Annotated in this window: 26 protein-coding genes and 1 pseudogene; 13 read left to right on the top strand and 14 right to left on the bottom strand. The window is 71.9% G+C overall.

What is annotated here, in order from left to right:
* Positions 1–129 precede the first annotated feature (129 nt).
* Positions 130–339 (bottom strand): annotated as a pseudogene (locus AB0N03_RS01565) (sugar isomerase); the annotation flags it as partial.
* Between the two features lie 329 nt (positions 340–668).
* Positions 669–890 (bottom strand): hypothetical protein, encoded by a 222-nt coding sequence (locus AB0N03_RS01560; protein WP_364363627.1) that lies wholly within the window; start codon positions 888–890, stop codon positions 669–671.
* A gap of 132 nt (positions 891–1,022) precedes the next feature.
* Between AB0N03_RS01560 and AB0N03_RS01555 the strand changes: the two genes are divergently transcribed.
* Positions 1,023–1,463, top strand: a complete 441-nt coding sequence (locus AB0N03_RS01555) for a GNAT family N-acetyltransferase (protein WP_364363624.1) — start codon at positions 1,023–1,025, stop codon at positions 1,461–1,463.
* A gap of 2 nt (positions 1,464–1,465) precedes the next feature.
* On the opposite strand, the gene AB0N03_RS01550 is transcribed toward AB0N03_RS01555, so the two are convergent.
* Positions 1,466–2,104, bottom strand: coding sequence for a hypothetical protein (locus AB0N03_RS01550; RefSeq protein WP_364363621.1), 639 nt, complete (start codon positions 2,102–2,104; stop codon positions 1,466–1,468).
* A 481-nt stretch (positions 2,105–2,585) separates the two neighbouring features.
* On the opposite strand from AB0N03_RS01550, the gene AB0N03_RS01545 reads away from it, so the two are divergent.
* Both AB0N03_RS01545 and AB0N03_RS01540 read left to right on the top strand, forming a co-directional pair.
* A complete protein-coding gene (locus tag AB0N03_RS01545; RefSeq protein WP_364363618.1) occupies positions 2,586–3,740 on the top strand; it encodes a lytic murein transglycosylase in 1,155 nt (384 codons plus the stop codon).
* Positions 3,737–4,003, top strand: a complete 267-nt coding sequence (locus AB0N03_RS01540; RefSeq protein WP_364363615.1) for a hypothetical protein — start codon at positions 3,737–3,739, stop codon at positions 4,001–4,003. The genes AB0N03_RS01545 and AB0N03_RS01540 overlap by 4 nt, the downstream gene beginning before the upstream one ends.
* Here the strand turns inward: AB0N03_RS01540 and AB0N03_RS01535 are convergent.
* Positions 4,000–4,770 (bottom strand): TetR/AcrR family transcriptional regulator, encoded by a 771-nt coding sequence (locus tag AB0N03_RS01535; RefSeq protein ID WP_364363612.1) that lies wholly within the window; start codon positions 4,768–4,770, stop codon positions 4,000–4,002. The two genes, AB0N03_RS01540 and AB0N03_RS01535, sit on opposite strands and share 4 nt — an antisense overlap.
* Before the next feature lie 67 nt (positions 4,771–4,837).
* On the opposite strand from AB0N03_RS01535, the gene AB0N03_RS01530 reads away from it, so the two are divergent.
* Positions 4,838–5,251 (top strand): DUF1992 domain-containing protein, encoded by a 414-nt coding sequence (locus tag AB0N03_RS01530; RefSeq protein WP_364363609.1) that lies wholly within the window; start codon positions 4,838–4,840, stop codon positions 5,249–5,251.
* Here AB0N03_RS01530 and yidC read toward each other — a convergent pair.
* Both yidC and AB0N03_RS01520 read right to left on the bottom strand, forming a co-directional pair.
* Entirely contained in the window at positions 5,234–5,890 is a 657-nt protein-coding gene (yidC, locus tag AB0N03_RS01525) for a membrane protein insertase YidC (protein WP_364363606.1), read from the bottom strand. The two genes, AB0N03_RS01530 and yidC, sit on opposite strands and share 18 nt — an antisense overlap.
* A 63-nt stretch (positions 5,891–5,953) precedes the next feature.
* Positions 5,954–6,226: a DUF6412 domain-containing protein gene (locus AB0N03_RS01520; RefSeq protein WP_364363603.1), complete on the bottom strand. Its 273-nt coding sequence runs from the start codon at positions 6,224–6,226 to the stop codon at positions 5,954–5,956.
* A gap of 73 nt (positions 6,227–6,299) precedes the next feature.
* Between AB0N03_RS01520 and AB0N03_RS01515 the strand changes: the two genes are divergently transcribed.
* From AB0N03_RS01515 to AB0N03_RS01500, 4 genes are all read left to right on the top strand, one after another.
* The gene (locus tag AB0N03_RS01515; RefSeq protein ID WP_364363600.1) at positions 6,300–7,421 is read left to right on the top strand and encodes a metallophosphoesterase; all 1,122 of its coding nucleotides are present in this window, start codon (positions 6,300–6,302) and stop codon (positions 7,419–7,421) included.
* Between the two features lie 156 nt (positions 7,422–7,577).
* Positions 7,578–8,237, top strand: coding sequence for a DUF998 domain-containing protein (locus AB0N03_RS01510; RefSeq protein WP_364363597.1), 660 nt, complete (start codon positions 7,578–7,580; stop codon positions 8,235–8,237).
* On the top strand, positions 8,234–9,025 hold the full coding sequence (locus AB0N03_RS01505) for an alpha/beta hydrolase (protein ID WP_364363594.1): 792 nt from the start codon (positions 8,234–8,236) through the stop codon (positions 9,023–9,025). The genes AB0N03_RS01510 and AB0N03_RS01505 overlap by 4 nt, the downstream gene beginning before the upstream one ends.
* Before the next feature lie 55 nt (positions 9,026–9,080).
* Positions 9,081–9,728 (top strand): HAD family hydrolase, encoded by a 648-nt coding sequence (locus AB0N03_RS01500; RefSeq protein ID WP_364363591.1) that lies wholly within the window; start codon positions 9,081–9,083, stop codon positions 9,726–9,728.
* Here AB0N03_RS01500 and AB0N03_RS01495 read toward each other — a convergent pair.
* Positions 9,718–10,185, bottom strand: a complete 468-nt coding sequence (locus AB0N03_RS01495; RefSeq protein WP_364363588.1) for an NUDIX domain-containing protein — start codon at positions 10,183–10,185, stop codon at positions 9,718–9,720. The genes AB0N03_RS01500 and AB0N03_RS01495 overlap by 11 nt on opposite strands.
* A gap of 117 nt (positions 10,186–10,302) precedes the next feature.
* Here AB0N03_RS01495 and AB0N03_RS01490 point away from each other — a divergent pair, with 117 nt between their 5' ends.
* Positions 10,303–10,749, top strand: coding sequence for a DoxX family protein (locus AB0N03_RS01490; protein WP_364363585.1), 447 nt, complete (start codon positions 10,303–10,305; stop codon positions 10,747–10,749).
* A gap of 72 nt (positions 10,750–10,821) precedes the next feature.
* Here the strand turns inward: AB0N03_RS01490 and AB0N03_RS01485 are convergent, their stop codons facing one another.
* From AB0N03_RS01485 to AB0N03_RS01465, 5 genes are all read right to left on the bottom strand, one after another.
* Positions 10,822–11,424, bottom strand: coding sequence for an ATP/GTP-binding protein (locus AB0N03_RS01485; RefSeq protein WP_364363582.1), 603 nt, complete (start codon positions 11,422–11,424; stop codon positions 10,822–10,824).
* Positions 11,405–11,776 (bottom strand): DUF742 domain-containing protein, encoded by a 372-nt coding sequence (locus AB0N03_RS01480; protein ID WP_155541361.1) that lies wholly within the window; start codon positions 11,774–11,776, stop codon positions 11,405–11,407. Before AB0N03_RS01480 ends, AB0N03_RS01485 begins: the two co-directional genes overlap by 20 nt.
* Positions 11,773–12,192, bottom strand: a complete 420-nt coding sequence (locus AB0N03_RS01475; protein ID WP_284745731.1) for a roadblock/LC7 domain-containing protein — start codon at positions 12,190–12,192, stop codon at positions 11,773–11,775. Before AB0N03_RS01475 ends, AB0N03_RS01480 begins: the two co-directional genes overlap by 4 nt.
* Positions 12,192–14,690: a nitrate- and nitrite sensing domain-containing protein gene (locus AB0N03_RS01470; RefSeq protein WP_364363578.1), complete on the bottom strand. Its 2,499-nt coding sequence runs from the start codon at positions 14,688–14,690 to the stop codon at positions 12,192–12,194. The genes AB0N03_RS01475 and AB0N03_RS01470 overlap by 1 nt, the downstream gene beginning before the upstream one ends.
* A 595-nt stretch (positions 14,691–15,285) precedes the next feature.
* Entirely contained in the window at positions 15,286–15,942 is a 657-nt protein-coding gene (locus AB0N03_RS01465; protein ID WP_364363576.1) for a transcriptional regulator, read from the bottom strand.
* Between the two features lie 195 nt (positions 15,943–16,137).
* On the opposite strand from AB0N03_RS01465, the gene AB0N03_RS01460 reads away from it, so the two are divergent.
* Positions 16,138–17,994, top strand: coding sequence for an AMP-dependent synthetase/ligase (locus AB0N03_RS01460; RefSeq protein WP_364363573.1), 1,857 nt, complete (start codon positions 16,138–16,140; stop codon positions 17,992–17,994).
* A gap of 14 nt (positions 17,995–18,008) precedes the next feature.
* Here the strand turns inward: AB0N03_RS01460 and AB0N03_RS01455 are convergent, their stop codons facing one another.
* Positions 18,009–18,908, bottom strand: coding sequence for an SDR family oxidoreductase (locus AB0N03_RS01455; protein ID WP_364363570.1), 900 nt, complete (start codon positions 18,906–18,908; stop codon positions 18,009–18,011).
* A 385-nt stretch (positions 18,909–19,293) separates the two neighbouring features.
* Here AB0N03_RS01455 and AB0N03_RS01450 point away from each other — a divergent pair, with 385 nt between their 5' ends.
* Positions 19,294–20,508 (top strand): MFS transporter, encoded by a 1,215-nt coding sequence (locus AB0N03_RS01450; protein WP_364363567.1) that lies wholly within the window; start codon positions 19,294–19,296, stop codon positions 20,506–20,508.
* Between the two features lie 316 nt (positions 20,509–20,824).
* Positions 20,825–22,258, top strand: coding sequence for a GGDEF domain-containing protein (locus tag AB0N03_RS01445; protein WP_364363564.1), 1,434 nt, complete (start codon positions 20,825–20,827; stop codon positions 22,256–22,258).
* Here AB0N03_RS01445 and AB0N03_RS01440 read toward each other — a convergent pair.
* Positions 22,236–23,126 (bottom strand): hypothetical protein, encoded by an 891-nt coding sequence (locus AB0N03_RS01440; RefSeq protein WP_364363561.1) that lies wholly within the window; start codon positions 23,124–23,126, stop codon positions 22,236–22,238. The genes AB0N03_RS01445 and AB0N03_RS01440 overlap by 23 nt on opposite strands.
* A 164-nt stretch (positions 23,127–23,290) precedes the next feature.
* Between AB0N03_RS01440 and AB0N03_RS01435 the strand changes: the two genes are divergently transcribed.
* Complete coding sequence (locus AB0N03_RS01435; RefSeq protein ID WP_364363558.1) at positions 23,291–25,444, top strand: phospholipase; 2,154 nt, start codon at positions 23,291–23,293, stop codon at positions 25,442–25,444.
* Positions 25,445–25,634: the final 190 nt, after the last annotated feature.

Here is a 25,634-nt window from a genome sequence, read left to right as displayed (position 1 = left end):
TCGCCCCGAGCCACCGATTGCGCTCCTCGCCTACCAGCACCAACCCGTCGTCGAACCAGCACGAATCCGTTGGCGACTCCCCGTCAACATCGACGGTGGTTACCCCACCGTCAGGTGACGTCGAGCGCGGCCGCCCGCGCGGCGGACGTCGTCGGCGAGACCGTCCGGCGCGCGGCCGAACATCCAGGTCACCCGGCCCGGCTCGCTGATGCTGATCGGGCCGTGCCGGTAGTCCCACGCGGGGTAGGACTCGCTCCACAGCAGGCACGCCTCGCGGAACTTGAGGGCGGCCTCGTTCGCGATCCCGACCGACCAGCCGGTGCCGAGGAAGCTGAACTGCCCGGGGGCGGGCAGCCGCCCGCTGTTCGCGGCGGCGAACGCACCGGCCTCACGCCAGCAGCCGGGCTGGCTGGCGACCTCCGCCGCCATGAAGGTCCCGCTCATGAACTCCTCGTCCGTGCCGTCGTGCGCAACAGCTGGCACGGCAGGTGCAGTTTTGTGCATCGTCAACCGTCGTACCGAGCATAATCATGCAACGAGCGCGCGCAGGAACGGGCAGCGAGCCGGCTGCGGCGGGCACGAAAAAGGCCACCCTCGGCGAGGGTGGCCTGCGAGAAACCGGCCGGCGCGGCCTGGTCAGGCAGCGAGCCCGGTCAAAGCACGGTGGGCTACCGGGGCTTGCGCCGCCAGAGACCGGTGACCACGGCCAGCGCACGCGAACGCGGCGTCCGGGCGGCGACCGGCTCGGGACCGACCCGGCGGCGCATCCGGTAGGCGAGCTCGAGCACCTCGAGGTCCTCGGGCCGGCGTCTGCCGTGGACGTCCGGCCGGAGCATCAGCTCGGAAACCGTGACGGGCTTGCCACTGGCACGGTGCGCCGTGCGCGCCATCGGGAACCTCCGCTGGATCGGGACTGCCTGATGGGTGCTGATTCTATGAATCGGATTCGGGTTCGTCACCTTACTGGCCAGTTGTGTCCGATGGGCCCGCGAACCGGTCAACCGGCGCGTTAGCCTCGGCGCATGATCACCCTCGGGGGCCTCACCGCAGAAGACCGTCCGGCCTGGGAAAACCTGTTCGCCGACTACAACACGTTCTACGGCAGGACGCTCGCGCCGGAGCTGATGGACCGCGCGTGGCGCGAGTTCGCCAGTGGCGAGCGGATGCACGCGCTCGGCGCGCGGCTCGATGGCGAACTCGTCGGCATCGTGCACTTCTTCACGCACGTCAGCACGACGTCCGCCGACGTCTGCTACCTGCAGGACCTCTTCACCGACACCAAGGCTCGCGGGCGCGGGGTCGGCCGGGCCCTGATCGAAGCCGTCGCGGACTGGGCGCGCGAGCGGGGTTGCTTCCGCGTCTACTGGCACACGCAGACCTCGAACACCACCGCCCGGCGTCTCTACGACCAGGTCGCGCTCGACAAGGGGGTCATGCAGTACCAGCTCCCGCTCGGCTCCTAGCGTCACCGGCGGTGGCGGCCACCACCGCCGCCGTGGTGACCGTCCGCCGGGCGGCGGCCACCGGACATCGCCTGCCAATCCGGAAAACCACCGTGGCGGCCGCGCGACCAGACCGGGACGTCCGGGATTTCGTGCCGCACCGGAGCCGCCTGCTTCGACGGCTGGCGCGGTTTCGCCTTCCCAGCCGCCTTGTCGACGATCTTGACCGCCTTCGCGAGCTTTCCGCGATGAGCGGGCGTGAGTCCGGAATCCGGCTCCGTCTTGGCGACCACCGGCACGATTCCGTCCGGTTCACCGGATGGCGCTACGGATTCCGGAGCCGGCTTCGCGGGCGGTGCCACGACATCCGCCGGAAACGGCACCAGCGCCACCGCCGGGGGTTCGAGCCCGGCCGGCGGCCACGACGCGCCCGCGCCGCGCTCGACCGGCATCGAGACCGCCGTGGCGACGCCGCCGGTCAGCGCCAGCGCGCCGGCGACCACGGAGAACACCCGCAGCCGGGCCAGGGATCGCAGGGCCTGCGGTTTCTCGCGGTGCCGTGCGTGCGGGTCCGCCGTGCCGTGGCGGTCGTGCGCCGCGGCGGACCGGACCAGCAACTCGGCGACGGTGACCGACTCGCTGCGCGAAGCCCTGCGTGCCATCAAACCCTCCACCCTGGGCCGACCGGACGCGGGCACTGCGTCCGGTCGGCCGATCATAGGAATGGTTCAGGGTCCTGTAAAGGGCTCGTTCACCCGGAGTCTTCAGCCCGGGGCGAGGTCGACCGACGACATTCCGTCTCACACACCGGGAGAGTGCGGAACAGTCCCCTCGCGAACGAACGAGCTGCCGGTGGTTCGGACAAACTCTCGGCGCCGATTCGGGGCTCCGCCCTGGCCGGGGGCTCCGCCACCCGGACCCCCGAGACTCTCCTCGGCAACCCGTTAAGTCCTGGTGAATGTGACAGATTCCCTACGAAGGTTTTGTGCCATCAGGACGAACTTCTCTTCACCGCCCCGATTTTGCTGTGCCATTCGCCAAAGTTCGGTTCGATCGGATAGCTTGCTCCTACCGGTCAGTACCGGTGGGTGGGGCCGATCGGGTGAGGCGATCAGCGAGAGATCGAGGGAAGCGGGGACGACCATGCCGAAGCACCGGCCACGTCGCAAGGGCACACGCGGGGTCCGCCGCACCGCGGTCGCGCTCGCCGGTGGCGCGCTCGTCGTGCTGCCCACGCTGACCACCGGCCTGCCCACGCCGGTCGTCATCGCCGGCGCCGGTGACTCCCTGCCCGACCAGGCCGCTCCGCTGCAGCAGCCGAACATCGTCATGCCGCCGATCGCCGTCGACGGCAGCCTCCCGCAGCCGCCGCTGCCCACGCCGCTGGTCGTACCCGGCGGGCACGCCGGCTCGGCGGGCATCTCCGGGCCGCTCGGCATCCCGGCGAGCATGCTCAAGGCGTACCAGAACGCCGCCGCGATCCTCGCGAAGGAACAGCCCGGCTGTCACCTGGACTGGGCACTGATCGCGAGCATCGGCCGCATCGAGTCGAACCACGCGCGCGGCGGATACGTCAACGCCAACGGTGACACCCTCGAGCCGATCCTCGGCCCGGTGCTCAACGGCGCCGGCGCGTTCGCCGCGATCCCGGACACCGACGGCGGCAAGTACGACGGTGACGCCGTTTGGGACCGCGCGGTCGGCCCGACGCAGTTCATCCCGGCCACGTGGAAGGGCTACGCCTCCGACGGCAACGGCGACGGCGTCTCGAACCCGAACAACATCTACGACGAAGCCCTGGCCACCGCGCGCTACCTGTGCTCGGGCGGGCTGGACCTCTCGACCGACGCGGGGCAGCGCCTGGCCGTGCGCCGCTACAACAACTCCCAGTCCTATGTGGACACCGTGCTCGCGTGGGCTTCGGCCTACCGCGGCGGCGTGGCCCAGCTGCCGGACAGCGAGGTGCCGATCGGCGCGCCCGACGCCCCGGACGCCGCGGCCGCGGGCGGCCCGGTCGGCGCGCCCGCCCCGCCGGCGCCCCCGGTGACCGCCCAGCCGCCGGGCTCGCTGCCGGGCACCTCGACGTCGCCGACCAGCAGCACGTCGCCGTCGTCGTCCACCCCGGTCACCACCACCCCGGGCACCCCGGCCACGGACCCGACGACCACCCCGCCGGCCTCGTCCACCACGCCGCCGCCGGAGACCACGAGCACCACCCCGCCGCCCACCACCTCGACCACCGCGGCCGACTCGGCGAGCACACCCACCGAAACCACCTCGACCAGCACGACGGGATGAGCCCGGTGGAGCCGTTCCTGGTGCACATCCGCTGCGACACCGACGGCTACACCCACGCCGTCACCGAGGACGAGTTCGCGGCGGGCCGCCGCGACGGGCGGTTCCGCGCGGTGTGCGGGCACGTGGTGCTCGCGGCGCCGATGATCGAGGCGCCCGGCCGGTTCGACCCCGAATGCCGGGACGTCCTGCGCGGAGACACCGCACCGGAACCTTCGGTGCCCCGGCAGGAACGGCGCCGGTCGAGGTGGCGCAGCCGCCGCTAGCCGACCAGCGCCTGGATGCCGTCGAGCATGCGGTCCAGGCCGAACTCGTACGCCGCGTCGCCCTGCGCCTTCGCGCTTTCGTCGAAGCCGCCGCCGAGCCAGATCCGGTTCATCGCCGGGTGCGCGTCGACCACGAAGTAGTTCTCCCAGAACGTCGACCGCTGGTGCCACCAGGCCTCGGTCGACTGTCCGGTGCTGCGCTCGAGCCGGGTGTTCTCCGCGCCGAGCGCCGCGTTCGCGTCGACGTACGTGCCGATCCCGTTGGCCGCCGCCACGGCCTGCCGCGGCGGCAGCCCCAGACGGTCCATAATGGACAGCAGGTACTCCTGGCCGGCCAGCTGACCGGGCCCGAGCGGCGGCCGGACCCGCGAAACCTCGCACAGCCACGGGTGGGTGCGGTACGCGCCGCGCGTCCGCTCGGCGTAGAGCGCCACCTGCTCGCGCCAGTCCGCCGGGCGCGCCTCGCCCGGCCCGGGCAGCCGCCGCTCGACGAGCACGTCGTCGACCATCAGGTCGACGAGCTCGGCCTTGCCGGGCACGTAGGTGTAGAGCGTCATCGTGCCGGCGCCGAGCTCCTTGGCGACGCGGTGCATCGACGCGGCGGACAGCCCGTCGGCGTCCGCGACCGCGATCGCGGCGGCGACGATCCGCTCGATCGTCAGCGTCGGGCGGCGGCCCCGGGTCGGCTCCGCGGCGCCACCACGGGCGCGCCAGAGCAACGCGAGCGTCCGGTCCACCTCTTCGGCGCCAGTGCGTTCGGCGGTCATGCGCTCCCCTCGCTCCTCCGCCGGAGATCTTACCCGGGCCGGCCGTCCGACCTGGCATTCTGGAGGCATGACCGGACGCAAACCGCCCAAGGTCTCCTTCCGCTGGTGGGTCGACCGGCAGATCGGCGAGGCCCGCGCCCGCGGCGAGTTCGACGACCTGCCCGGCACCGGCAAGCCCCTGCCGAAGCCCACCGGCAACGACGCGGCGACCGACTGGGTGCTGCGCCAGGTGAAGGTCGGCGGCCACGACACGAAGGCGTTGCTGCCGCCGGCGCTCGCCCTCAAGCGCGAAGTCCAGGACCTGCCGGAGCGGCTCGCCGGCGAGCGCGCCGAAGGGCGGGTGCGGGAGGTCGTCGCGGACCTCAACGAGCGGATCCGCCAGGCCTACCTCAACCACCACACGGGCCCGCCGCTCACCGTGGCGCTGGTGGACGTCGAGGAAGCCGTCGGGGACTGGCGGCGCTCACGAGCCGCGTCGTAGCAGCGCCCGTTCCGCCGCGGTCCACGCCGTCGTCGTGAGCAGGTAGATCCCGGCGGCCTGCGGCACGACCAGCGTCGCGAGCACGGTGCCGTAGGGCAGGAACCGCAGCAGCTTGCCGCCCGGGACCTGGGCCGCCGGGTCGCGGTGGCGGTCCTGCCGGCGCACCGAGAACCAGGCGACGACCGCGAGCCCCGCCGCGATCACGAACACGAGCGGGCTGCCGGCCAGGCCGTGCGCGCCCAGCGGCGTCCCGAACAGCGTCGCGCCGAGCAGCGAGTTGGGTTCGCCGCCGACCGCGGGCGTCGTGAAGAGCCGGTACATGACCATGAAGAACGGCAGCTGCAGCAGCATCGGCAGGCAGCCGGCGAACAGCGAGGCCCCGGACTCCTGCTGCAGCTTCGTCATCTCCTCGGCCAGCCGTTCGCGGTTGCGGCCGTGCTTGGCCTGCAGGGCCTGGATTTCCGGCATCAGGGCGGCCCGGGTCCGCTCACCGCGGGCCGCCGACCGGGCGAGCGGGTGCAGCAGCAGCCGCACGCCGAGGGTGAACGCGACGATGGCCAGCGCCGTGGACAGCGGGCCGGTGAGCGCGTGGATCAGGTGGTACGCGCCTTCGACGGGCACGTCGAGAAAGCCGAACATGGGCAGCACTCCGCAAGAGTGGAAGGGATGTGGGTACGCGGAATGGCTGCGCTGAAGAGGTTCCTACGCAGCCGTGCTGCGGGAACCGGGTGCTCGTGGCCTGCTGCGCCCCGGGGCGCCGGGGTCGCGCAGGCGGATCGACTCGGCGCGCCGGGCCCGGCGGCGCAGGGCGGCGACGCGGCTGCGCACCGGCACCGACCACAGGGCGACCTCGCTGCCGTGCGTGCTGCCGACCAGCAGCACGATCAGGAGGCTCGCGGCGGCCAGGGAGGCGAAGGCGACCAGCGCCGTCGGGCTCGTCACGACGGGGAACGCCAGCTCCAGCAACGTGTTCATGCGGTCGTCCCCCTTCCTCCGCTCCCCAGGGTAGCGAAAACGCTAACAGCCCGTCGGGCTGTAATCTGGTTCGATGAGAGGGCAACTCGTCGTCGTGCCGATCCTGGCCATGCTCCTGCTGTTCGGCGTGCCGTGGTGGACGCTCGTCCTCGCGCCCGAGTGGGGCACCGCGGGCACGATCGCCGGCACCGCCGTGCTGGCGCTGGGCCTGGTCGCGATGCCGGTCGCGATGTTCCGCGGCCACTCCCGGCACCAGAGCGACGCCGCCGCGCGCCTCGGCGACTCCCTGCTCGCCGTGATCTGGGTGCTGTTCAGCTGGTGCGTCCTGAGCCTGGTGCTGCGGGTCGCGCTGCTCGGCGTCGACGACCCGGCGCGGTCGCGGGTCGTCGCGGGCGTGACCGTCGTGATCGCGGCCGGGCTGCTCGTGCACGGCAACCGCGTTGCCATGCGGGTGCCGCCGGTGAAGGCGACCGACGTCGTCATCCCGCGGCTCGGCCCGGGGCTCGACGGCCTGCGCGTCGCCGTGCTGACCGACACCCACTTCGGCCCGATAGACCGGACGAAGTGGTCGGAGAAGGTCGTCGCGGCGGTCAACGCCCTCGACGCGGACGTCGTCTGCCACGCCGGCGACCTCGCCGACGGCGCGGTGGCGAAGCGCCGCAAGCAGGTCGACCCGCTCGGCGGCGTCCAGGCCGCGCTCGGCCGGTTCTACATCACCGGCAACCACGAGTACTTCGGCGAGGCCCAGGCGTGGCTCGACCACATGGAAGGGCTCGGCTGGGACACCCTGCACAACCGCTCGACGCTCCTGGAGCGCGACGGCGACCGCATCCTGTTCGCCGGCATCGACGACCCGACCGGAGCGTCGTCCGGCCTGCCCGGCCACGGCCCCGACCTGCCCGCCGCGTTGGCCGGCCGGCCCGCCGACGTCCCGGTGGTGCTGCTGGCGCACCAGCCGAAGCAGGTGCGCCAGGCGCGCGAAGCCGACGTCGACCTGCAGATCTCGGGGCACACGCACGGCGGCCAGATCTGGCCGTTCCACCTGCTGGTGCGGCTCGACCAGCCGACGCTGTCGGGCCTGACCCGGCACGGCCCGACCCAGCTGTACAACAGCCGGGGCACCGGGTTCTGGGGTCCGCCGTTCCGGGTCTTCGCGCCCAGCGAGATCACGCTCCTCACCCTGCGCTCGGCCTGACCCACAGCGCCCCAATGTGGCCTTCGGTGCGCTCAACGCACCCAAGGGGCCCTTCGGTGCGTTCAACGCAACCAAGGCCACATTGGGGCGCTCGGCCGCCTCCGACAACTTTTTTTGTCTTGACAGTTTCGATCGTCGGATGCCAGGCTGTCCCGCATGACCACCACCGCGATCCGCCCTCGGTCCGTCGCCCCTTCGACCACCCGCCGCCTGCTGACCTGCGGGATCCTCGCCGGGCCCGTCTTCGTCCTCACCGGCTTCGTCCAGGGCCTGACCCGCGCCGGCTTCGACTTCGCGCGACACCCCGCGAGCGTCCTGTCGAACGGCTCGCTCGGCTTCCTCCAGATCACGAACTTCCTGGTCACCGGCCTGCTGACGATCGCAGCCGCGGCCGGGATCCGGCGCGTCCTGCCCGGCCGGTGGGGGCCGAGACTCTTGACCGCCTACGGCGTCAGCCTGCTCTGCGCGGGCGTCTTCCGCGCCGACCCGCAGGACGGCTTCCCGGCCAGCACCCCCGCCGGCCCGCCGGCGTCGATCAGCTGGCACGGGACGCTGCACTTCGTCGCCGGCGGCGTCGGGTTCGCCGCCCTGGTCGCGGCCTGCTTCGCGATCGGCTCGCACCTCACGCCCGCGCGGGCGTGGTATTCGCGGCTCAGCGGGTTGCTGTTCCTGGCCGGCTTCGCGGGCGTAGCGTCCGGATCGACGAGCCCGGCCGTCACCCTCGGCTTCTGGGCGGCCGTGACGATCGCCTGGGTCTGGCTCGCCACCACGTCCGTCCACCTGATCCGCTTGATGCCGCGAGGAGAGTCCCGATGAGCACGACGGTTTCCGCCGACGGCACCAAGATCGCCTACACCCGCGCCGGATCCGGCCCCGCGCTCGTCCTCGTCGACGGCGCGATGTGCTACCGCGGCTCGTCCCCCAACGACGGGATCGCGAAGGAACTGGCCGCGCGCTTCACCGTGTACACCTACGACCGCCGCGGCCGGGGCGAAAGCACCGACGCCGGGCCCTACGCGGTCGAGCACGAGGTCGAGGACATCGCCGCGCTCGTCAAGGAGGCGGGCGGGGAGGCATTCCTGTTCGGCATCTCCTCCGGCGCCGCGCTCGCGCTGGAAGCGGCGCGCAGCCTGCCGGTGACGAAGCTGGCGCTGTACGAGCCGCCGTTCGTCGTCGACGACACCCGTGCGCGCGTCCCGGCCGACTACCCGGCCCGGCTCGACGCGGCTTTGAGCGAGGGAAAGCGGGGCACGGCGGTGAAGATGTTCATGACCGAGGGCGTCGGCCTGAGCGGCGCGATGGTGGCGATGATGCGGCTCATGCCGTTCTGGGCGAAGCTCAAGCGAGTGGCCCACACCCTCCCGTACGACACGGCTTTCGTCGTCGAGCACCAGTCCGGGAGGCCCCTGCCGGCGGCTTGGCCGGAGGTGAAGGTACCGACGCTGGCGGTGGACGGCGGCCGCAGCCCGGCCTGGATGCGCAACGGAGTGGCCTCGCTGGCGAAGGTGCTGCCGTCGGCGGAGTACCGGACGCTCCCGGGCCAGACGCACATCGTGAAGGCGGCGGCGCTCGCCCCGGTGCTGGCGGACTTCTACCTGGGCTAGCCACCCTCGTCACACCTCCTTGCCCGGTCGATCACCGACCGGGCAAGGTGCAGGCGTGCCCACCCGCGCCCTGGTCTTCGACTTCGACGGCACCCTCGCCGACACCGAGTCCGCCGTCCTGCAGTCGTGGCGGGAGGTGTTCCGCGACCACGGGGTCGAGCTGCCGATGGAGGCCTGGTACGCCGTCATCGGCACGCAGCACACCACGCCCGCCATGTTCGCCCTGCTCGCCGAGCACGTCCCCGGCATCGACCCCGAAGCGCTGCGGCCGGTCACCCGGGCCCGGGTGCTGAAACTCCTCGAAAAGCTCGGCCCGCGCGAGGGCGTCCGAAGCTACCTCGAAGACGCGCGGAAGAACGGCCTCAAGCTGGCCGTCGCCTCCAGCTCGTCCGGGGCGTGGGTGAACCCGCACCTCGAACGGCTCGGCATCGACGGCTACTTCGACGCCGTCCTCACCGGGGACCTCCACAAGGCCAAGCCCGACCCCGACCTCTACCTCGCGGCCCTGGACGCCTTGGGCGCCCGTCCCCAGGAGACCATCGCCTTCGAGGACACGCCCCACGGCGTCACCTCCGCCAAGGCGGCCGGGCTGACCTGCGTCGCCGTGCCGAACGCCATCACCGAGAGCCTCGACTTCGGTCAGGCCGACGTCGTGCTGCCGTCGTTCACCGCCAAGCCGCTCGAGGCGCTGCTCAGCCGCTGACCAGCGCCAGCAGCCGGTCCAGGAATGGCAGCTGGCCCTTCACGAGCTTCTCGCGCGCGACGTCGAGCGAGAACCACTCGACCCGGTCGACCTCGGGGAACTCCTGCTGCTTGCCCGAGCGCGGCGGCCACTCCATCGAAAACGTCCCCGGGACCACCGAAGCCGGGTCGAGGTCGGCTTCGACCGCCCACGCCGTGACGACCTTGCCGCCGGACTGCTTCACCTCGCCCAGCGGGACGTACTCGCCGGCGGGCGCGGGCAGGCCCAGCTCCTCCTCGAACTCGCGCCGGGCCGCGTGCTCCGGTGGCTCGTCCGGGTCCAGCTCGCCCTTCGGCAGCGACCACGCCGCCGCGTCCTTCTTCGCCCAGAACGGCCCGCCCATGTGCCCGAGCAGCACTTCGACGTCCTCGCCCCGCCCGCGGTGGAGCAGGAGCCCGGCACTGCGTTTGCCCGCCATCCGACCAGTCTCCCGAAACTCGTCCGAGATTTTTCCGCGGGGCTGTCGAACCGGGGAGAACCCACTCGACGCGTAGGCAGAAGGCAAGGAAGAAGAACCCAGGGAAGGAACCCCGAAATGACCACCACGATCGCCACCAAGACCCAGACCGCCGCCACCCGCACCGAGACCAAGAGCCCGGTCACCGGCGTCGTCGTCGGCGCGTCGCGGATCGTGATCTCGTTCCTGTTCGGCTTCCACGGCCTGCAGGGATTCGGCTTCTTCGGTGGCGTCGACGGCCAGGGCGGCGGCGTCCCGTTCGGCTCGTTCCCCGGCTGGTGGGGCAGCCTCTTCGAACTCGTGGGCGCCCTGTTGCTCCTCGTCGGGCTCGCCAGCAGGCCGGCCGCGATCCTGCTGTCGGGCGTGATGGCCTACGCCTACTTCACCGTGCACGCCCCGATGGGCCTGCTGCCGCTGCAGAACATGGGCGAGCCCGCCGCGGTCTACGCGTGGATCTTCCTGCTGTTCGCCGCGATCGGCCCGGGCCGCTTCGCCGTCGACGCACTGATCAAGCGCCGCCGCTGAGCCGGCCAAAACCCTCTGAAGGCCACCATCAGGCATCTAGTGCCCTGATGGTGGCCTTCAGAGGCTTTCGAGTCAGTAGCCGCCCTGGGCGGCGGCCAGGTCAGACCGCGCCATCACGTGTTCCATCAGGCTGGTCAGCACCTGCTTCGTCGAGTCGCGCTCGCGGGCGTCGCACAGCAGCAGCGGGACGTCCATGCCGACGTCGAGCGCCTGCCGGACCTCCTCGGTGCCGTAGCGGTACGCGCCGTCGAAGCAGTTCACGCCGACGACGAACGGCAGGTTGCGCCGCTCGAAGAAGTCGACCGCCGCGAAGCAGCTGTCCAGCCGGCGGGTGTCGGCCAGCACGACGGCGCCGAGCGCGCCCTCCGCCAGCTCGTCCCACATGAACCAGAACCGGTCCTGCCCCGGCGTGCCGAACAGGTACAGGATCAGGTCCGGGTTGATCGTGATGCGGCCGAAGTCGAGCGCGACCGTCGTGGTGGTCTTCTGCTCGATCCCCGAGAGGTCGTCGACCCCTTCGGACGCGGTCGTGATGACCTCTTCGGTGCGCAGCGGCGGCACTTCGCTCACCGAGCCGACCATCGTGGTCTTGCCGACCCCGAACCCGCCGGCGATGAGTACCTTGACCGCGGTCGCGGTCAGGTTCCGCCGGGGGTCAGAGTTTCCTGATGCCATCAAGGACCGCCTGCAATACGTGTCGGTTGGGGGATTCCTGGGCCGGTGCCGCGGTACGGAACAGCACCAGGTTCTGCTCGATGAGGTCGCTGAGCATCACCTTGACCACGGGCAGCGGCAGGTCGACCCGCGCGGCCACCTCGGCCACCGAGACCGGCCGCTGGCACAGGGCGATGATGCGCGCGTACTCCGGTTCGAGCATGCCCGCTTCGTGCGCGGTGCGCAGCGCCACCACGAGCGTGATGAGGTCGAGCCCGAGCGTGTCCGACCGGGTGCGGCCGCCCGTGACCGCGTAGGACCGGACCAGGGGGCCGGCCTCGTCGTCGAACCAAGCTTCGTGCCGTCCGCTCATGGCGACGTGGGCAGGACGCCGGCACCGGTCCGCGGGGCCGAGGTGAGCACTTGGCCGACCCGCTTCACCATCAGGTTCATCTCGTACGCCACCAGCCCCATGTCCGCGTCTTCGCGAGCCAGCAGGGCGAGGCAGGCGCCCCGCCCGGCCGCCGTCACGAACAGGAACGCGTGGTCCATCTCGACCATCGTCTGGCGCACGTTGCCGCCGCCGAAGTGCCGTCCGGTTCCGCGCGCCAGGCTTTGGAACGCCGAGGCGACCGCCGAAAGGTGCTCGGCGTCCTCTTCGGAGAGGTTCCCCGACCTCCCGATGAGCAAGCCGTCCGAGGACAGGACCACGGCGCGGTCCGCCCCGGCGACCCGCTTGACGAGGTCGTCCAGCAGCCAGTCGAGCTCACTGACGCCTGAATTGGCCATTACTCGCGCTCTCCGTACCTGTCGTCGTTCTCAGCCGGTTCTTCGTCGCGGGCCCGGCGGGTGCCCTGCTGGAAAGCGGACAACCGGCTGCGGGCGGATTCCGGCGAGTCCAGCCTGACCTCTTCGCGTTCCTGTGCGGGCCTATCTTCCCGCAACTGGGGCACGAGGCTCTGTTGACGTCGCCGTTGCGGCAGCGGCGGGCGGCCGGGTGCCTCCGGGCGGCGCGGCTGCTGCGGCCGGCCTTCCGGCACCGCGGGCCGCGGCTCGGACGGCGGCCACACCGGCTGCTGCGCGGCCGGGCGGGCCGGGCGCGACGTCCGGGTGGGCGGCGACGGCGGGCGCATCGGGACGATCGGCTGCGCCTGCGTCGGCTGGCTGACCGGCTCGGAGACGGACCCGACGGGGACCGGCGTCGGCACGGACGGCGGCTGCGACGGCGCCACCGGCACCAGCGGGGCGGGCGGGGCCGGCTCGGGCTGGGACACCGGCATCGGCGGCTCGGTCCGGTGCCGGGCCGGCCGGCGGACCGGCCGCCGCAGCGGCGCGACCTCGTCGTTCACCGGCTCCGGCTCGACCGGGTTCGGCACGAGCTCCGGCTTCGGCGGGGTGATCGGCTGCTCCGGTTCGAGCTCCGTGAGCGGCGCGAGCAGGTCGGTGCGCACCAGCACGATGGCCCGGGTGCCGCCGTAGGCCGACTCCCGCAGGTGCACCTGGATGCCGTGGCGGGCGGCCAGCCGCGCGACCACGAACAGGCCGAGGCGCGGTTCGTCGGACAGGGCCATGATCCCGAAGTCCGGCGGGTCGGTCAGCATCGCGTTGATCTCTTCGGTCTGGTCCGGCTCGAGCCCGAGGCCCTGGTCCTCGACCTCGATCACGACGCCCTTGCCGACCACGTTGCCGCGGACCTCGACCCGCGACTGCGGCGGCGAGAACGACGTCGCGTTGTCGATCAGCTCGGCGAGCAGGTGCACGAGGTCGCCGACGACGGGGCCGCGGATGGCGATCTGCGGCAGCGCCGCCGTCTTGACCCGGGCGAAGTCCTCGGTCTCGGCGGACGCGCCGCGGACCAGCTCGGCCAGCCCCACCGGGTTGCGCCACTGCCGGCCCGGCTGGCCGCCGCCGAGGATGATCAGGTTCTCGGCGTTGCGGCGGGCGCGGGTGGAGAGGTGGTCGAGCTGGAACAGGGTGTCCAGCTGCTCCGGGTCCTCCTGCTTGCGCTCGGCCTGGTCGAGCACCTTGAGCTGGCGGTGCACGATGACCTGGCTGCGGTGGGCGATGTTGAGGAACACCGCCTTGGTGCCCTCCCTGGTCTTCGCCTCGTCGATGGCGGCCGCGATGGCGGTCTGCTGCGCCTTGTTGAAGGCGTCGGCGACCTGGCCGATCTCGTCGGTGCCGTGGTCGAGGAAGTGACCGCCCTCTTCGAGGTCGACGGGGTCGCCCGCCCGGACCCGGGCGACCAGCTCGGGCAGCCGGACCTCGGCCGCGTCGAGGGTGTCCTCGCGCAGCCGGTGCAGGCGGCCGATGAGCCGGTTCGACAGCCGGACGGCGACGAACACCACGAAGACCGCGAACAGGACGGCGATCACACCGGCGATCAGCGACTCGGTGAACGTCGAGTCGGTGTCGTCGATCGCGGCGGCGCTCGCGTTGGAGCTCTGCGCCACGAAGATGCCCATCAGGGCGTCGCCGACCTGGCGGGCGGCCGTGCGCCACTGGTCCTGCGCCACCGGCAGCTTCGACAGGTCGCCACGCAGGAACGCCGTCTCGACCTGGGTCACCGTCTGCCACGGCTGGCTGGCCAGCAGCTGGTCGTACTTCGCCTTGACCTCGGGGATCATCTTCGGCGCCGACGCGTCGAGCTGCGCGTGGTAGGCACCGACCTGGCCGACGTAGGCGCGGAACTCGTCGTTGCCGAGCCCGCCCGCGGCCAGCCCGGCCGCGGCGAGCGCGTCACTGCGCTGCATCGCGTCCGCCGCGGTGAACATCGGGATGGCGGTCAGCCGGTCGAACGCGTTCTGCGCGCCACGGGCGTTCTGCGCCAGCCCGGCGACACCGTCGGTGAACTGGTCGATCATCTTGTTGTAGAAGCTGAAGGCCTGGAGCATCTGCACCTGGCCGCCGTCGACCGCCTGGCGGGTCTGCGGCAGCTGCTGGTAGAGCCCGAAGAACGTGGCGATGTTCTTCTGGACGCTCGGCGGCGTCCCGTCGTAATCGGCGAAGTTGTCCTTGAGGTTCTCGATCTCCTTCGCGGCGGCCGCGTCCACCTTCGGGCGGACGGCCGCGAGCACGGCGCGCTGGTTGCCCTGGCCGGCGAGCAGGCTCAGCGTCGCCTGACGCTCCAGCTGCAGCGCGGCGAAGAACGGGATCGCCGGAGCTTCCGAGTTCCGGATCTTGGTCGTGTAGTCGCGCGCCGTGACCGCGTCGTAGATGAGGTAGCCCGCGAGCGCCACGCCGACGAGCAGCAAGGCAACACTGGGGATCAGCGCGATCGTGAGCACGCGCTTCCGAATCGAGGATCCCCGGTTGCGTCGAAGAGAGATCTGCTTCACCTGGGTCCGTTTTCCTTCCGGCAGTACATGGTTTCGGGTCGCCCGAGGCGGTCAACACCCGGATTCCGACCAGCCGGATCAACATCACCGTGGTCTGCTTCGCCCGCGACGACGGTATGCAGCCCTTCAGGGCGCGTCAAGTCCGTGGCGAGAACGTGATCTTGGAACGGTGACCCGTCCACACTTGCTGCCTGCGCTTGGAAAGTCCACCACCGAAAGTCGTGACGTTCGTCCCAGCACTGCTTCCCTTCCGTCCCTTGGGTGCAGGCTCTCCGGTGGTGCGATCGACCCAAGCGCCGGGGCGGGAGCCGCTACGTACACAAGCGACAGTCGGTTCGGTGACAAAGGTCACCAGCTCGCCGGGATGACCGCGGATCGCCCCTTCGTCCGGAGTTCACGGCATCGGCAAAGCGGAATTGCGCGGCATTCGACACCATCGCCACGGATTCACCGGACGGCGAGCCGGAATTCCCCCCATTCCGCATACGCGGTGGTTCGGCCACGCCACGTGGCCCGCGAGCGGTCCGGAACCGGTTCCGCGGAGTCACCCCGGGAACTCGTCGGCGAGGGTGTTCCAGAACTGCAGCTCGTAGCTCTGGAAGAGACGGGCGTAGAGGTGGGCTTCGCGCACGTCGAGCCGGCGCGCGTCGAGCCCGGCCTGGATCGCGGCGAGGGCTTGTTCTTCAATTTCCGGAACGTCCGCCGCGAAGAAGTCGAAGAACGCGCACTCGTCGTCGTCGAAGCCGTAGTGCTCGCGCATGCCGGCGGCGACGTCCTCGCAGTACCGGCCGAAGGCGGCGAAGTTCGCGTAGATGCCCGCCGCCGTCGCCGATGATTCGCCGTTCAGCGCGAGCCACGCGACGTACGCGGGGTAAGCCTGGCAGCCCGCGCGCGGGCGCTCCTTGCCGTGGTCCGGACCAGTCGCCCGGAGCAACGCGTCGAGCATCCCGTTCGCCTGCTGCTCCCCCGGCGCGAGGCCACCGAAGAAGGTTCGCGCGTTCGGCTCGTCGGCCCGGGCGGCGAGCGCGTGGAAGCTTCGCCAGTCGCTGAGCGTGATCCGCTTCTCCTCCGCGGCGAGCGCGGCGAACACCGCGCGCGGCGCGCGGCCCGCGGTGATCAGCGGGACGAGCCGGTTGTCGTCATCGCGCGGCGCGAGCTCCTTCTGGATCTCGTCGAGCAGTGCACGAGCCGAGCGCGTCATCGCTTCTCCCCGGAGTCGGTAGTCCTTCCATTGAAGCGCGGTTCGCCCGCGAACGCCCGTGTGCACTGTGGACGGTCGTGGGGAGCTGACCGCGCGAGGGCGCGTGAAGGGGGCGTTTGACGTGGCCGCGATTCTCTATCCACCCGGCCCGAGAGCCCCTACAGTGTGGCCATCCGCGCACCGAGGAGGCCACCGTTGACCACCCCGTCCGTCGCCGAGCAGACCGAAGGCCTGACGATTCCGCGGCTGCTCCACCGCAACGCGGTCGACTACCCGGACCTGCCGGCGATCACCTCGCTCGACCTCGAAGGCAAGCCGACGCTCAGCTGGCGGGAGTTCCGCACCGCGATCGCGGAGGTGTCCCGCGGCCTCGCCGGGCTCGAGCTCACCCGGGGTGACCGCATGCTGATCATGGCGCCCGGCTGCCCGGACCACATCATCGCCGACCTCGCCGCGACGCACCTGTCCGCGATCCCGTGCACCGCCTACGCCACGCTCAGCCCGGACCAGATCCGGTTCGTCGCGCTACACAGCGCGGCGCCGGTCGTGGTGCTCGGCGGCGAGAGCGAACTGGCGCGCTGGCAGCCGGTGCTCGAGGACCTCCCGGCGGTGCGCCACATCGTCGTCATGGACGCGGAAGCGATCCCCGCCGGCGACGACCGGTTCCGCTCCTTCGCCTCGGTGCGGGACCAGGGCCGGGAAGCGCTTGCCGCCGACCCCGACTCGTTCGAACGGTCCTGGCCGGAGATCAAGCCGGACGACCCGCTGTCGATGATCTACACCTCCGGCACGACCGGCGACCCCAAGGGCGTCGTGCTGTCGCACCGCAACGCGATCCACCAGGCGTACGCGGTGACGGAGCTGCACCACCCGCCGATGCACGCGACGAACATCGCGTACCTGCCGCTCGCGCACATCGCCGAGCGGGAGCTGTCGATCTACCTGCCGATCGTGTGGGCCGGGCACGTGCACACGCTCGCCGACCCGTCCGGCGTCGTCGGCGCGCTCGGCCAGGTGCACCCGGAAAGCTTCTTCGGCGTCCCGCGCGTGTGGGAGAAGATGGTCGCCGGGCTGAAGAACATGCTCGGCGGTGTGCCGGAGGACCGGCGGACCGCGTTGCTGCAGGCGAACGAGCTGCTGCAGCAGGGCTACAAGCTGCGCAGCGCCGGGCAGCCGGTGCCGGCCGAGCTCGCCGAGAAGATCAAGCAGACCGACGAAGCCGCGCTCGCCCCGATCCGCGCGTTGCTGGGCCTGGACAAGGTGCTGGTCGCCTCCAGCGGCGCGGCCGCTCTGCCGGTGGAGATCATCTACTTCCTGGCCGGCCTCGGCGTCGAGATCTGCGAGGTCTGGGGCCTGTCGGAGACGACCGGGGCGGCGACGTCGAACTCCGGCGAGGCGTTCCGCGCGGGCACGGTCGGCAAGCCGCTGGCCGACATCGAGGTGAAGGTCGCCGAAGACGGCGAGCTGCTGGTGCGCGGGCCGATCGTCTTCCTCGGCTACCTGCAGGAGGACGGGACGATCAAGGACACCACCGACGCCGACGGCTGGTACGCCACCGGCGACATCGGCACGATCGACGAAGACGGCTTCGTGACGATCACCGACCGCAAGAAGGAACTGATCATCACCTCGAGCGGCAAGAACATCGCGCCGACCCGCGTCGAGGGCCTGCTCAAGGAGCACCCGCTGATCGGCCAGGCGGTCGCGATCGGCGACGACCGGCCGTACGTGACGGCGCTGCTCGTGCTCGACGACGAGATCGCGCCCGGCTGGGCCGCGGCGAACGGCGTCGAAGCGGCGCCCGAAGAGCTCGCCGACCACCCGGCCGTGCGGGCCGAGCTGGAACGCGCGGTCGAGTCGGCCAACAGCAGGCTGGCCCGGATCGAGCAGATCAAGCGCTACCACGTGCTGCCGAAGGCGTGGACGCCCGAGTCCGGCGAGCTGACCCCGACGCTCAAGCTCAAGCGCCGGGTCATCAACGACCGCTACTCGACCGACATCGAGGCGTTGTACGCGGCGACGCGCGACCCGGAGCCGGCCGCCGGCGCCTGAGTCTGCCGCCGCCGTCAGGCGGTACGGGGCGAGGTCGTCTCCGTCCACTTGCGCAGCCGTGGCGGGACGCGCTTTTCCAGGCCGTAGTTCTCCAGGTGGGCGGAGAAGACCTCGTCGAACGCCTTCTGCACCGTCTCGGTGTCCCACACCGGGCGCTCGAGGATCGGCTGCTTGAGGAACGGCTGGCCCATGATGTGCAGCTGCGGGCCGTTGCACCGGATCATCTGGCCGGTGATGCCGTGCGAGCCCTCGCCGAGCAGGAACAGCACGACCGGCGCGATCCGCGACGGCGTGCGGTCCGGCGGGCAGGCACGCAGCGAGCGTTCGGACTTCCACACCATCCGGGTGTGCGCGAGCGGGCAGACGGCGTTGACGCGGATCCCGGCCTCCTCGAGGTCGAGCGCCCAGGAGTAGGTCAGCGACGCGACCGCGCCCTTGCTCGCCGCGTACACGCCGAGCTTGCGCTGCCCGAGCGACGCACCGGACGAGATGTTGACGATCGAGCCGCCGGTGCCGGCGCCGACCATCGCCTTGATCGCGGCCAGGCCGGTGTTCACCACGCCCATGACGTTGACCTGGAGGAGCTCGCGCGCCTGCTCGGCGTCGTCCTCCCAGGGCAGCGCCTCGTAGTTCAGGCCGGCGTTGTTGACCAGGCCGTCGATCCCGCCGAACTCCTTGACGCAGAGGTCGACGATCTCCTGCGCCTCCCCGGCCTCGGCCACGCTGTGCCCGCTGGCCACGGCGCGGCCGCCGTGCGCGCGGATGTTCTCCGCCGTGCGCTCGGCCAGCTCGACGTCGACGTCGTTGACGACCACCGACCCGCCCGCCCGCGCGACGTGCACCGCGAACGCCTCGCCCAGGCCACGGCCGGCGCCGGTCACCACGACCGCCTTGCCCTGCATCAACCCGTCCATCGTCATCTCCCCGCTCTGCGCGCGCCGGCGGCGGCGCGGTCCGCCCACCCCGGCCGGCTCTGCGTCCAGTCTTGGCCCATTCGGTCCAGCGGGGCATGGTCGCGACGACGAGCGGCCGCCGCCCTGCGCCGAGCGAATCCGGTTCGATCAGTCCGGAGGTACCCGCGCGCCGGTCACGGCCAATCCCGGCCCCTCGTCGGCGGGGGTAATCCGATCGGCTCCGAAGGGGGATGTGACGCGCGTTCCGGGGACACCGGCGCGTAGTCGGCGGCATACTGTCAGTGCTTCCGGGGGTGGACCGTGACTCCCCCGGACGGGATCGTCACTGGCGAGGCACAATTGCGGACGGTCCAGGTTCACTCGATCGGGGGACGGTGGTTAGAAGGTGACGACGCGCGCGACACCCCGGCTCCGGGCCGTGCTGGCCAACCGGGAGTTCCGCGCGCTGTGGTTCGCCGAAACGCAGTCGATGCTCGGCGACCAGCTGACCATCGTCGCGCTGGCCATCCTGATCTTCGACCGGACCGGGTCGCCGCTGCTCTCGGCCGTCGTCTACTCGCTGACGTTCCTGCCCGCGCTCGCCGGCGGGCTCGGCTTGTCCCAGCTCGCGGACCGGTTCCCGCGGCGCGCGGTGCTGGTGGGCGGCTCGCTGGCGCAGGCCGTGCTGATCGGGCTGATGGCCCTGCCCGGGATGCCGATGGGCTGGCTGTTCGTCCTCTTCGTCTTCGCCCGGCTGGCGAACGCGCCGGGCAACGCGGCGCAGAACGCCCTCGGCCGCGAGATCTTCGCCGACGACGACGTCTACCTGCAGAGCCAGGACCTGCGCGGGATCACCAACAACACCGCGATGCTGGCCGGCCTCGCCGCCGGCGGGCTGCTCGTGACCGGCATCGGCACGTCGTGGGCGCTGGCGATCGACGCGCTGACGTTCCTGGTCGCCGCCGTCGTCGTGCGGCTGATGGTGCTGCGCCGGCCGGCCGCGGGAGACGGCGGCGCCCCGTGGTTCGGCGCCGTCCGGCAGGTTTTCGGCGACGAACGGCTCCGCGTGCTGCTCTACCTGTCGTGGCTGGTCGGCTTCGCGGTGATTCCGGAGGGCCTCGCCGCGCCGCTCGCCGCACAGCTGGGCGCGGGCGATCAGGCGGTGGGGTGGCTGCTGGCGGCCGATCCGCTGGGCTTCGTCGTCGGGACGTTCCTGCTTTCGCGCTTCGTCTCGACGGAGCACCGCCGCCGGCTCCTGGGGGTGCTGGCCGCGCTGCCGCTGGCCGCGCTCGCGGCGTTCGCGCTGCGGCCGAGCCTGGTTGTCGTGCTGATCCTGCTCGCGCTCGCCGGCGCGACAGGCGCGTACGTCATCACGGTGACGGCCACGTTCATCACGTGGGTGCCCAACGACATCCGGGGCAGTGCCGGCGGGCTCTACCGGACGGGGCTGCGGGTCGCCCAGGGTGTGGGCGTCGGCATCGGCGGGCTGGTGGCCCAGTGGATCGGTTCGGCGGGCACGACCATCGCGCTCGCCGGGGCGGTGGGGCTGCTGGTGGCCGTCCCGGTGGCGGTCGCCTGGCGCCGGGCGGCCGGTGGGCGGCCGGAGCCGCGGTCGTCATGAACGGATACGCGCGGGGTTTCAGCCGTCACGGTTCGACATCGGTCGTCACCTCTCCGTACAGGCAAGATCATGAATGACATTCAGGTGGGGACGGCGAGCAATTCGCGGCCGACTCAGGCGTCACGGTTACGCACTGGTCCACCTCCATCTTGGGAAGCATGAACAACCGTTTGAGCCGAGTTCCCGGCAGTTCGGCCGACAACCCGGTGGTTGGCGTTGCTGAAGGATGATACCCAACCACGGAATGCGTCAACACTCTGGCAGGTACCGATGAGATTACTCAAGACCGCGGCTAGGCTGGAAAGGAGGTGACCAATTGCATCCCGGACCAGACGACGACCCGTCCGCCGCCGGCCCAGGCGCCGCCCGGCGGGCGCGGGGACCGGCCGCGAGCCCGTCGGTGAACGAGCACGCCGAACCGGCGGGCGGTCCGTCCCGGACAGCCGGGCGCGACCATCCGTATCTGCCCGGCAACTGGGCGCTCTGGCGCCGCCCGCCGGTGCTGATCGGGTTCATGCTCGGGCTCGAGGTCGTCGCGGTCGCCGTGCTCGCGATTTCGTTCTCCCGTTCCGCCATTCCCGGCGGGCGCGACTGGATCAATTTCGGAATACTCGCCGTCGGGGCCACCGTCCACATTCAACTCACCCAGCGACAAGAAGAGCGGCGACGAAACCGCACCAAAAAGGTGCTGATCGACCTCACCGCCGTCTGGACGTTTTCCGCCGCGTTGATCCTGCCGGTTCCGCTGACCCTGCTCATCGTTTTCCTCATTCGGCTGCAGCACTGGTTCATCGCGCGCCGGCCCGCCCACAACTTCATCTTCTCGTCGATCACGCACGGCCTGGCCGGCGCGGTCGCCCACCTCACCTACGGAGCGCTCGGGCCGCACCTGCTCGGGCAGGCCGGCTGGAGCACCTTCTGGCACGAGGCGGGCACGATCGTGGTCACCGGCGTGGTCTACGAAGCCATCCAGATCCTCTACGTCGGCGGCGCACTGGCGCTCGGGCTTTCCTCCGAGCCGACCTTGCGTAACGTACTGGGCAGCCCGGCCGACAACCTTCTCGAAGCGGTCACCATCGGCCTCGGCGCGGTGACCGCGATCCTCCTTGCCGTCGTTCCGCCGATGGTCGTCGTGATGGCCGTGGCGACCGTCGTCTTCAATCGCCTCGCGGAACTCGACCAGCTCCAGAACGACGTCCGGACGGACCCGAAAACCGGGATTCTCAACATGCGCGGCTGGTCGGAGTCGGCCGAGCGCGCACTGGAACGGACCGCCCGATCGGGTGATCAACTGGCGCTGCTGATGGTCGATCTCGACCACTTCAAGTGGATTAACGACACCTATGGACATCCGGCGGGCGACGACGTGCTCCGGACGGTTGCGCAAACCCTCGACGAAGTGACTCGGCCGAGCGACTTGGTCGGCCGTTTCGGGGGTGAGGAATTCCTCATTCTGCTCCCGGACATCGACGAAGAGTCGACCTGGGACGCGGCCGAGCGCATACGTGTTGCGATTGCCAAGTTGCATATCGTGACGACGGACAAACGCGGCGATCCGGCGACGATCGCCGACCGGACCACGTCGATCGGGGTGGCCCGCCACCCGCGGCACGGGGACACGCTGGACCGGTTGCTGCAGTCGGCGGACGCGGCGGTGTACTTGGCGAAGGAGAACGGGCGGGACCAGGTCTGTTTCGCGCCGGACACCCCCGGCGGCGGGCTCCCGGTCACGCACTCAAGCGGACCGTGAGCTCCCGCTTCACCAGCACCTCGGCCGACGTCCCGGCGTCCGACACCGCGTCCAGCCGCAGGCACTCGCCGCGGTAACCCGCCGACTCCAGCCGCAGCACGCGGGCCCCCGGTGCCGGGCGGGGGTGACACCAGTGCCGGACCGTCCCGGTGCCGTTCGGGTCCTTCGCCAGGATGAGGTACTCGTGGCCGAGGTCATCGCTCACGCGGCCGAGGCCGTTCCACCACAGCGCCCGCAGCGCGAGGCGCCCGCTGCGGTGCACCAGCTCGACCGGTGGGTCAGCCTGGATGTCGACCTGGAAGCCGCGTTCACCCACCCGCACCGAACGGACGTCGAGGGACCCACTGCCTCGCGGGCCGCCCGGCAGCACCTCCCGGCCACCGGCCTCCGGTCGCGGCAGCAACGCGGCCACCACCAGCTCCGCGGCCCGCCGTCCGTCCTCCGCGGCCGGGACCGGCGAAACCCCGCGCAGCTCGTCCGCGAGAAGCCGCCCACCGCCGGCCTCCGCCCAGCCCAGCGCCGCCGCGCGCAGTCCCGGCTCCGCCCTCACCCGCGCGAGCAGCTCGCCGCGCCGCCGTCCGCTGAACCGGGCCGCCCGGACCAGCCGCGCCGCCTCCGGGAAGCCCGAGCCGAACAACCCCGTCATCGCCCGGTCGAGCGCCCGCAGCTGCGAAGCCAGCACCACGCTCACCACCGCCGCGGGACAACGAACAGCCAGCTCCGAAGGCGAGCACTCGCGCAACGCCCGCCCCAGCTCGCGAAGCTCGGGAGGGACCGGGCGCAACGCGGCCCCGGGAGCAAGCCGGCGCAACGCCCACAGCGTGTTCTCCACGGGCACCGCACACCCGCCGGGATCGGTCGAGCCCACCGCACGCCCTCCTGGTCCGCCGCGCCCCCGCGACCAGTCTCGCCACCGCCGGCCCACCGCGGAACGTAAGAAGGGGCAGCCCCTCGCGCCACCCGATCGGGCAGAACCGGTCCGGGGGGTTATCCCCGTGTCGCCGCCGCGGCGGGGCTGGCACCCTTGAACCCATGCCAGCCCCGACCGAGCCGTCTCGTGTCCGCCGACCCTGGTCGACGTCCGGCTGGCTGCTGCTGGTCCTCCTGGTCGTGTTCGCCTTCGGCCTGATCGCCTCGCGCCCGCCCGCGCCGCCGGACCAGGGCCCGCCCACCGGCGACGTCCTCGCCGCCCAGAACGCCGTCGAGGCGCTGGTCCACCCGAGCTCGCACCCCGACGCGCTCGCGCGGCTGCCGAAGGACTTCATCGCGCTCAGCGGCGTCACGCCGGGCGCGATGACCGCGCGCGACGGCACGGTCCGCGCCGTGCACGTCGACGGCGGCTGCTCGACGCCGTGGGGCGACGACAACACCAAGTGGGACTACGCCGTGCCGTGCAAGTCCCACGACCTCGGCTACGACCTGCTGCGCTACGCCGACCGCAAGGGCCACCCGCTCGGCCCGGAGGCCCGCGAAGCCCTCGACAACCGGCTTTCGTACGACATGCACCACGCTTGTGACCTCAACCCGATGGACTCCGCGGGCACCTGCCGGATCGTCGCGTCCCTGTACTCGGCCGGCCTGGTCGTCAACTCGTGGCACCAGCGCTGGGGCCCGCCGGTCGGCGACCCGATCGGCCCGATGGTCGCGGGCGTGCTCGTGATCGCCTGCCTGCTGGTGGTCCGCCTGCGCGGCTGGTTGCGCGCCCGCCGCGAGCCGCGGATCCCGGCGCCCGCGCCCGCCCCGGCGCCGGTCACCCGGTGGGCGCTGCTCGGCGCGGGCGGGGTCGTGCTCCTGCTCGTCGGCGAGTCGGTGACGGCGCTCGCGCACTGGGCCGGCGCCCCCGAGGCGTCCCTCTGGCCGCTGACCTGGCTCGCCCAGCTCGTTCCGCTGATCTTCTTCGCCGGCGGCCACGCCAACGCGGCCGGCTGGCACGCCGAACAGGCCGACGGCGGCGGCTACCGCCACTACCTCGCCGAACGCGCCAGCCCGCTGCTGCGCCCCGCGTTGATCTTCGCCGTCGTCGCCCTCTTGACGCCGCTCGCGCTCGAGCTCCTCGGCATCCCGGCCGGGACGACCGCGACGGTCATGCGGATCGCGCTGCACCCGCTCTGGCTGCTCGGGGTCTACCTGCTGACGATCGTCTGCGCGCCGCCGCTGCTGGCCCTGCACCGCCGCGCCCCGGTGAGCGCGGCGGCCGGCCTGCTGGCGCTGGTCGTCGCCGGCGAAGCCGCCGCCGACGCGACCGGTTCACCGTTGCCCCGCTTCGCGGCGGCGTTCGCCCTCGCGCTCCTCGCCCAGCAACTCGCCTTCGCGCACGCTGGCGGCGTCCGCCCGTCACGACGGCTTCTCGCCGCGGCCGCCGCGACCGGTGTCGCGGGCCTTGCCGTGGCGAGTGTCCTGCGGGACGGGCCACCCGTCCTGCTCGGCAGCCCGGGGGCCCCGGCGGCGTTCTCGGCGCCGCCGTGGGGCGTGCTGCTCCTCGGCCTGGTCCAGCTCGGCGTGCTCGGGCTCCTGGCCGGCCCGCTCGGCAGGCTCGGCGACCGGCCGCGCGTCGCCGCCGCGTGCCGGTTCGTCGTGCGCGCGCCGATGAGCCTCTACCTGGCGTTCCTCGCCGGGATGCTGCTGCTCGTCGCCGTCGTCTACCTCCCCGGCCGGATCGCCGACGGCTTGAGCTGGCTGGTCCGGCCGCGCACGCTGGTCGCGGTCGGGCTGCTCGCGGTGCCCGCGACGCTGGTCTTCTGGTGGTTCGAGCGGCACGGCCACGGCGTCCGGCGGCCCCGCGCGGCCGAGCTCCCCGGGCGCCGCACAGTGGTGCTGACCAGGGCCGCGGCCGGGCTCGGCATCGGCTACGCGACGCTCGGTGTGTTCGGCTTCGCGCTGACCCGCTTCGGCGGGGTGGCCGCCGACGCCGACCTGCTGGGCCTGCGGCTCGATCCGATCCAGAGCCTGGTGCACCTGCTGCTCGGGGTGTTCCTGCTGCACACGATCCGGCTCGGGGCCGGCGCGGCGACCGGCACCTGGCTCACGACGGCACTCGCCTGCGCGCCCTCGCTCCTGTTCGCCGACGGCGGCGGCACGTCGGAGCTCCTCGGCGTCACGCTGCACGCGGCGACGGCCGGGTTCGCCCTGCTCGCGACGGCCGGGACACTGCTGCCGGTCCGCAGACCGGCGAATGCGACGTCCTGACCAGGCGAAACCGTCGACCATGCGGGAAACTGGGTGGTGCGTGCCACATTCTTGGGGGGATGTGTAACGCTACGGCAACCCGGGGAAGGCACCATGCGTCCCATCCCCTAGCACCACTGATCGAAGCAGTGAGGAGTCGCCCGCGTGGATCACCCGCCTCGGAACGGGCAAGGCGACCGCCGCCCCGCCC

Origin of the sequence: Amycolatopsis sp. NPDC051061, from assembly GCF_040682935.1 — a bacterium.
In the GTDB taxonomy this organism is placed as follows: domain Bacteria; phylum Actinomycetota; class Actinomycetes; order Mycobacteriales; family Pseudonocardiaceae; genus Amycolatopsis.
Note: the sequence above shows the minus strand (reverse complement) of the source record. Positions and strands in the feature narration are given on the sequence as shown.

Excerpts from the sequence above, each read along its gene's own strand:
- AB0N03_RS01490 (WP_364363585.1), top strand. The coding sequence starts at position 10,303 with ATGACCACCACGATCGCCACCAAGACCCAGACCGCCGCCACCCGCACC.
- AB0N03_RS01520 (WP_364363603.1), bottom strand. The coding sequence starts at position 6,226 with ATGAACACGTTGCTGGAGCTGGCGTTCCCCGTCGTGACGAGCCCGACG.
- AB0N03_RS01560 (WP_364363627.1), bottom strand. The coding sequence starts at position 890 with ATGGCGCGCACGGCGCACCGTGCCAGTGGCAAGCCCGTCACGGTTTCC.
- AB0N03_RS01545 (WP_364363618.1), top strand. The coding sequence starts at position 2,586 with ATGCCGAAGCACCGGCCACGTCGCAAGGGCACACGCGGGGTCCGCCGC.
- AB0N03_RS01475 (WP_284745731.1), bottom strand. The coding sequence starts at position 12,192 with ATGGCCAATTCAGGCGTCAGTGAGCTCGACTGGCTGCTGGACGACCTC.
- AB0N03_RS01435 (WP_364363558.1), top strand. The coding sequence starts at position 23,291 with ATGCCAGCCCCGACCGAGCCGTCTCGTGTCCGCCGACCCTGGTCGACG.
- AB0N03_RS01515 (WP_364363600.1), top strand. The coding sequence starts at position 6,300 with ATGAGAGGGCAACTCGTCGTCGTGCCGATCCTGGCCATGCTCCTGCTG.
- AB0N03_RS01555 (WP_364363624.1), top strand. The coding sequence starts at position 1,023 with ATGATCACCCTCGGGGGCCTCACCGCAGAAGACCGTCCGGCCTGGGAA.
- AB0N03_RS01480 (WP_155541361.1), bottom strand. The coding sequence starts at position 11,776 with ATGAGCGGACGGCACGAAGCTTGGTTCGACGACGAGGCCGGCCCCCTG.
- AB0N03_RS01510 (WP_364363597.1), top strand. The coding sequence starts at position 7,578 with ATGACCACCACCGCGATCCGCCCTCGGTCCGTCGCCCCTTCGACCACC.
- AB0N03_RS01505 (WP_364363594.1), top strand. The coding sequence starts at position 8,234 with ATGAGCACGACGGTTTCCGCCGACGGCACCAAGATCGCCTACACCCGC.
- yidC (WP_364363606.1), bottom strand. The coding sequence starts at position 5,890 with ATGTTCGGCTTTCTCGACGTGCCCGTCGAAGGCGCGTACCACCTGATC.
- AB0N03_RS01495 (WP_364363588.1), bottom strand. The coding sequence starts at position 10,185 with ATGGCGGGCAAACGCAGTGCCGGGCTCCTGCTCCACCGCGGGCGGGGC.
- AB0N03_RS01540 (WP_364363615.1), top strand. The coding sequence starts at position 3,737 with ATGAGCCCGGTGGAGCCGTTCCTGGTGCACATCCGCTGCGACACCGAC.
- AB0N03_RS01465 (WP_364363576.1), bottom strand. The coding sequence starts at position 15,942 with ATGACGCGCTCGGCTCGTGCACTGCTCGACGAGATCCAGAAGGAGCTC.
- AB0N03_RS01455 (WP_364363570.1), bottom strand. The coding sequence starts at position 18,908 with ATGGACGGGTTGATGCAGGGCAAGGCGGTCGTGGTGACCGGCGCCGGC.
- AB0N03_RS01485 (WP_364363582.1), bottom strand. The coding sequence starts at position 11,424 with ATGGCATCAGGAAACTCTGACCCCCGGCGGAACCTGACCGCGACCGCG.
- AB0N03_RS01535 (WP_364363612.1), bottom strand. The coding sequence starts at position 4,770 with ATGACCGCCGAACGCACTGGCGCCGAAGAGGTGGACCGGACGCTCGCG.
- AB0N03_RS01550 (WP_364363621.1), bottom strand. The coding sequence starts at position 2,104 with ATGGCACGCAGGGCTTCGCGCAGCGAGTCGGTCACCGTCGCCGAGTTG.
- AB0N03_RS01530 (WP_364363609.1), top strand. The coding sequence starts at position 4,838 with ATGACCGGACGCAAACCGCCCAAGGTCTCCTTCCGCTGGTGGGTCGAC.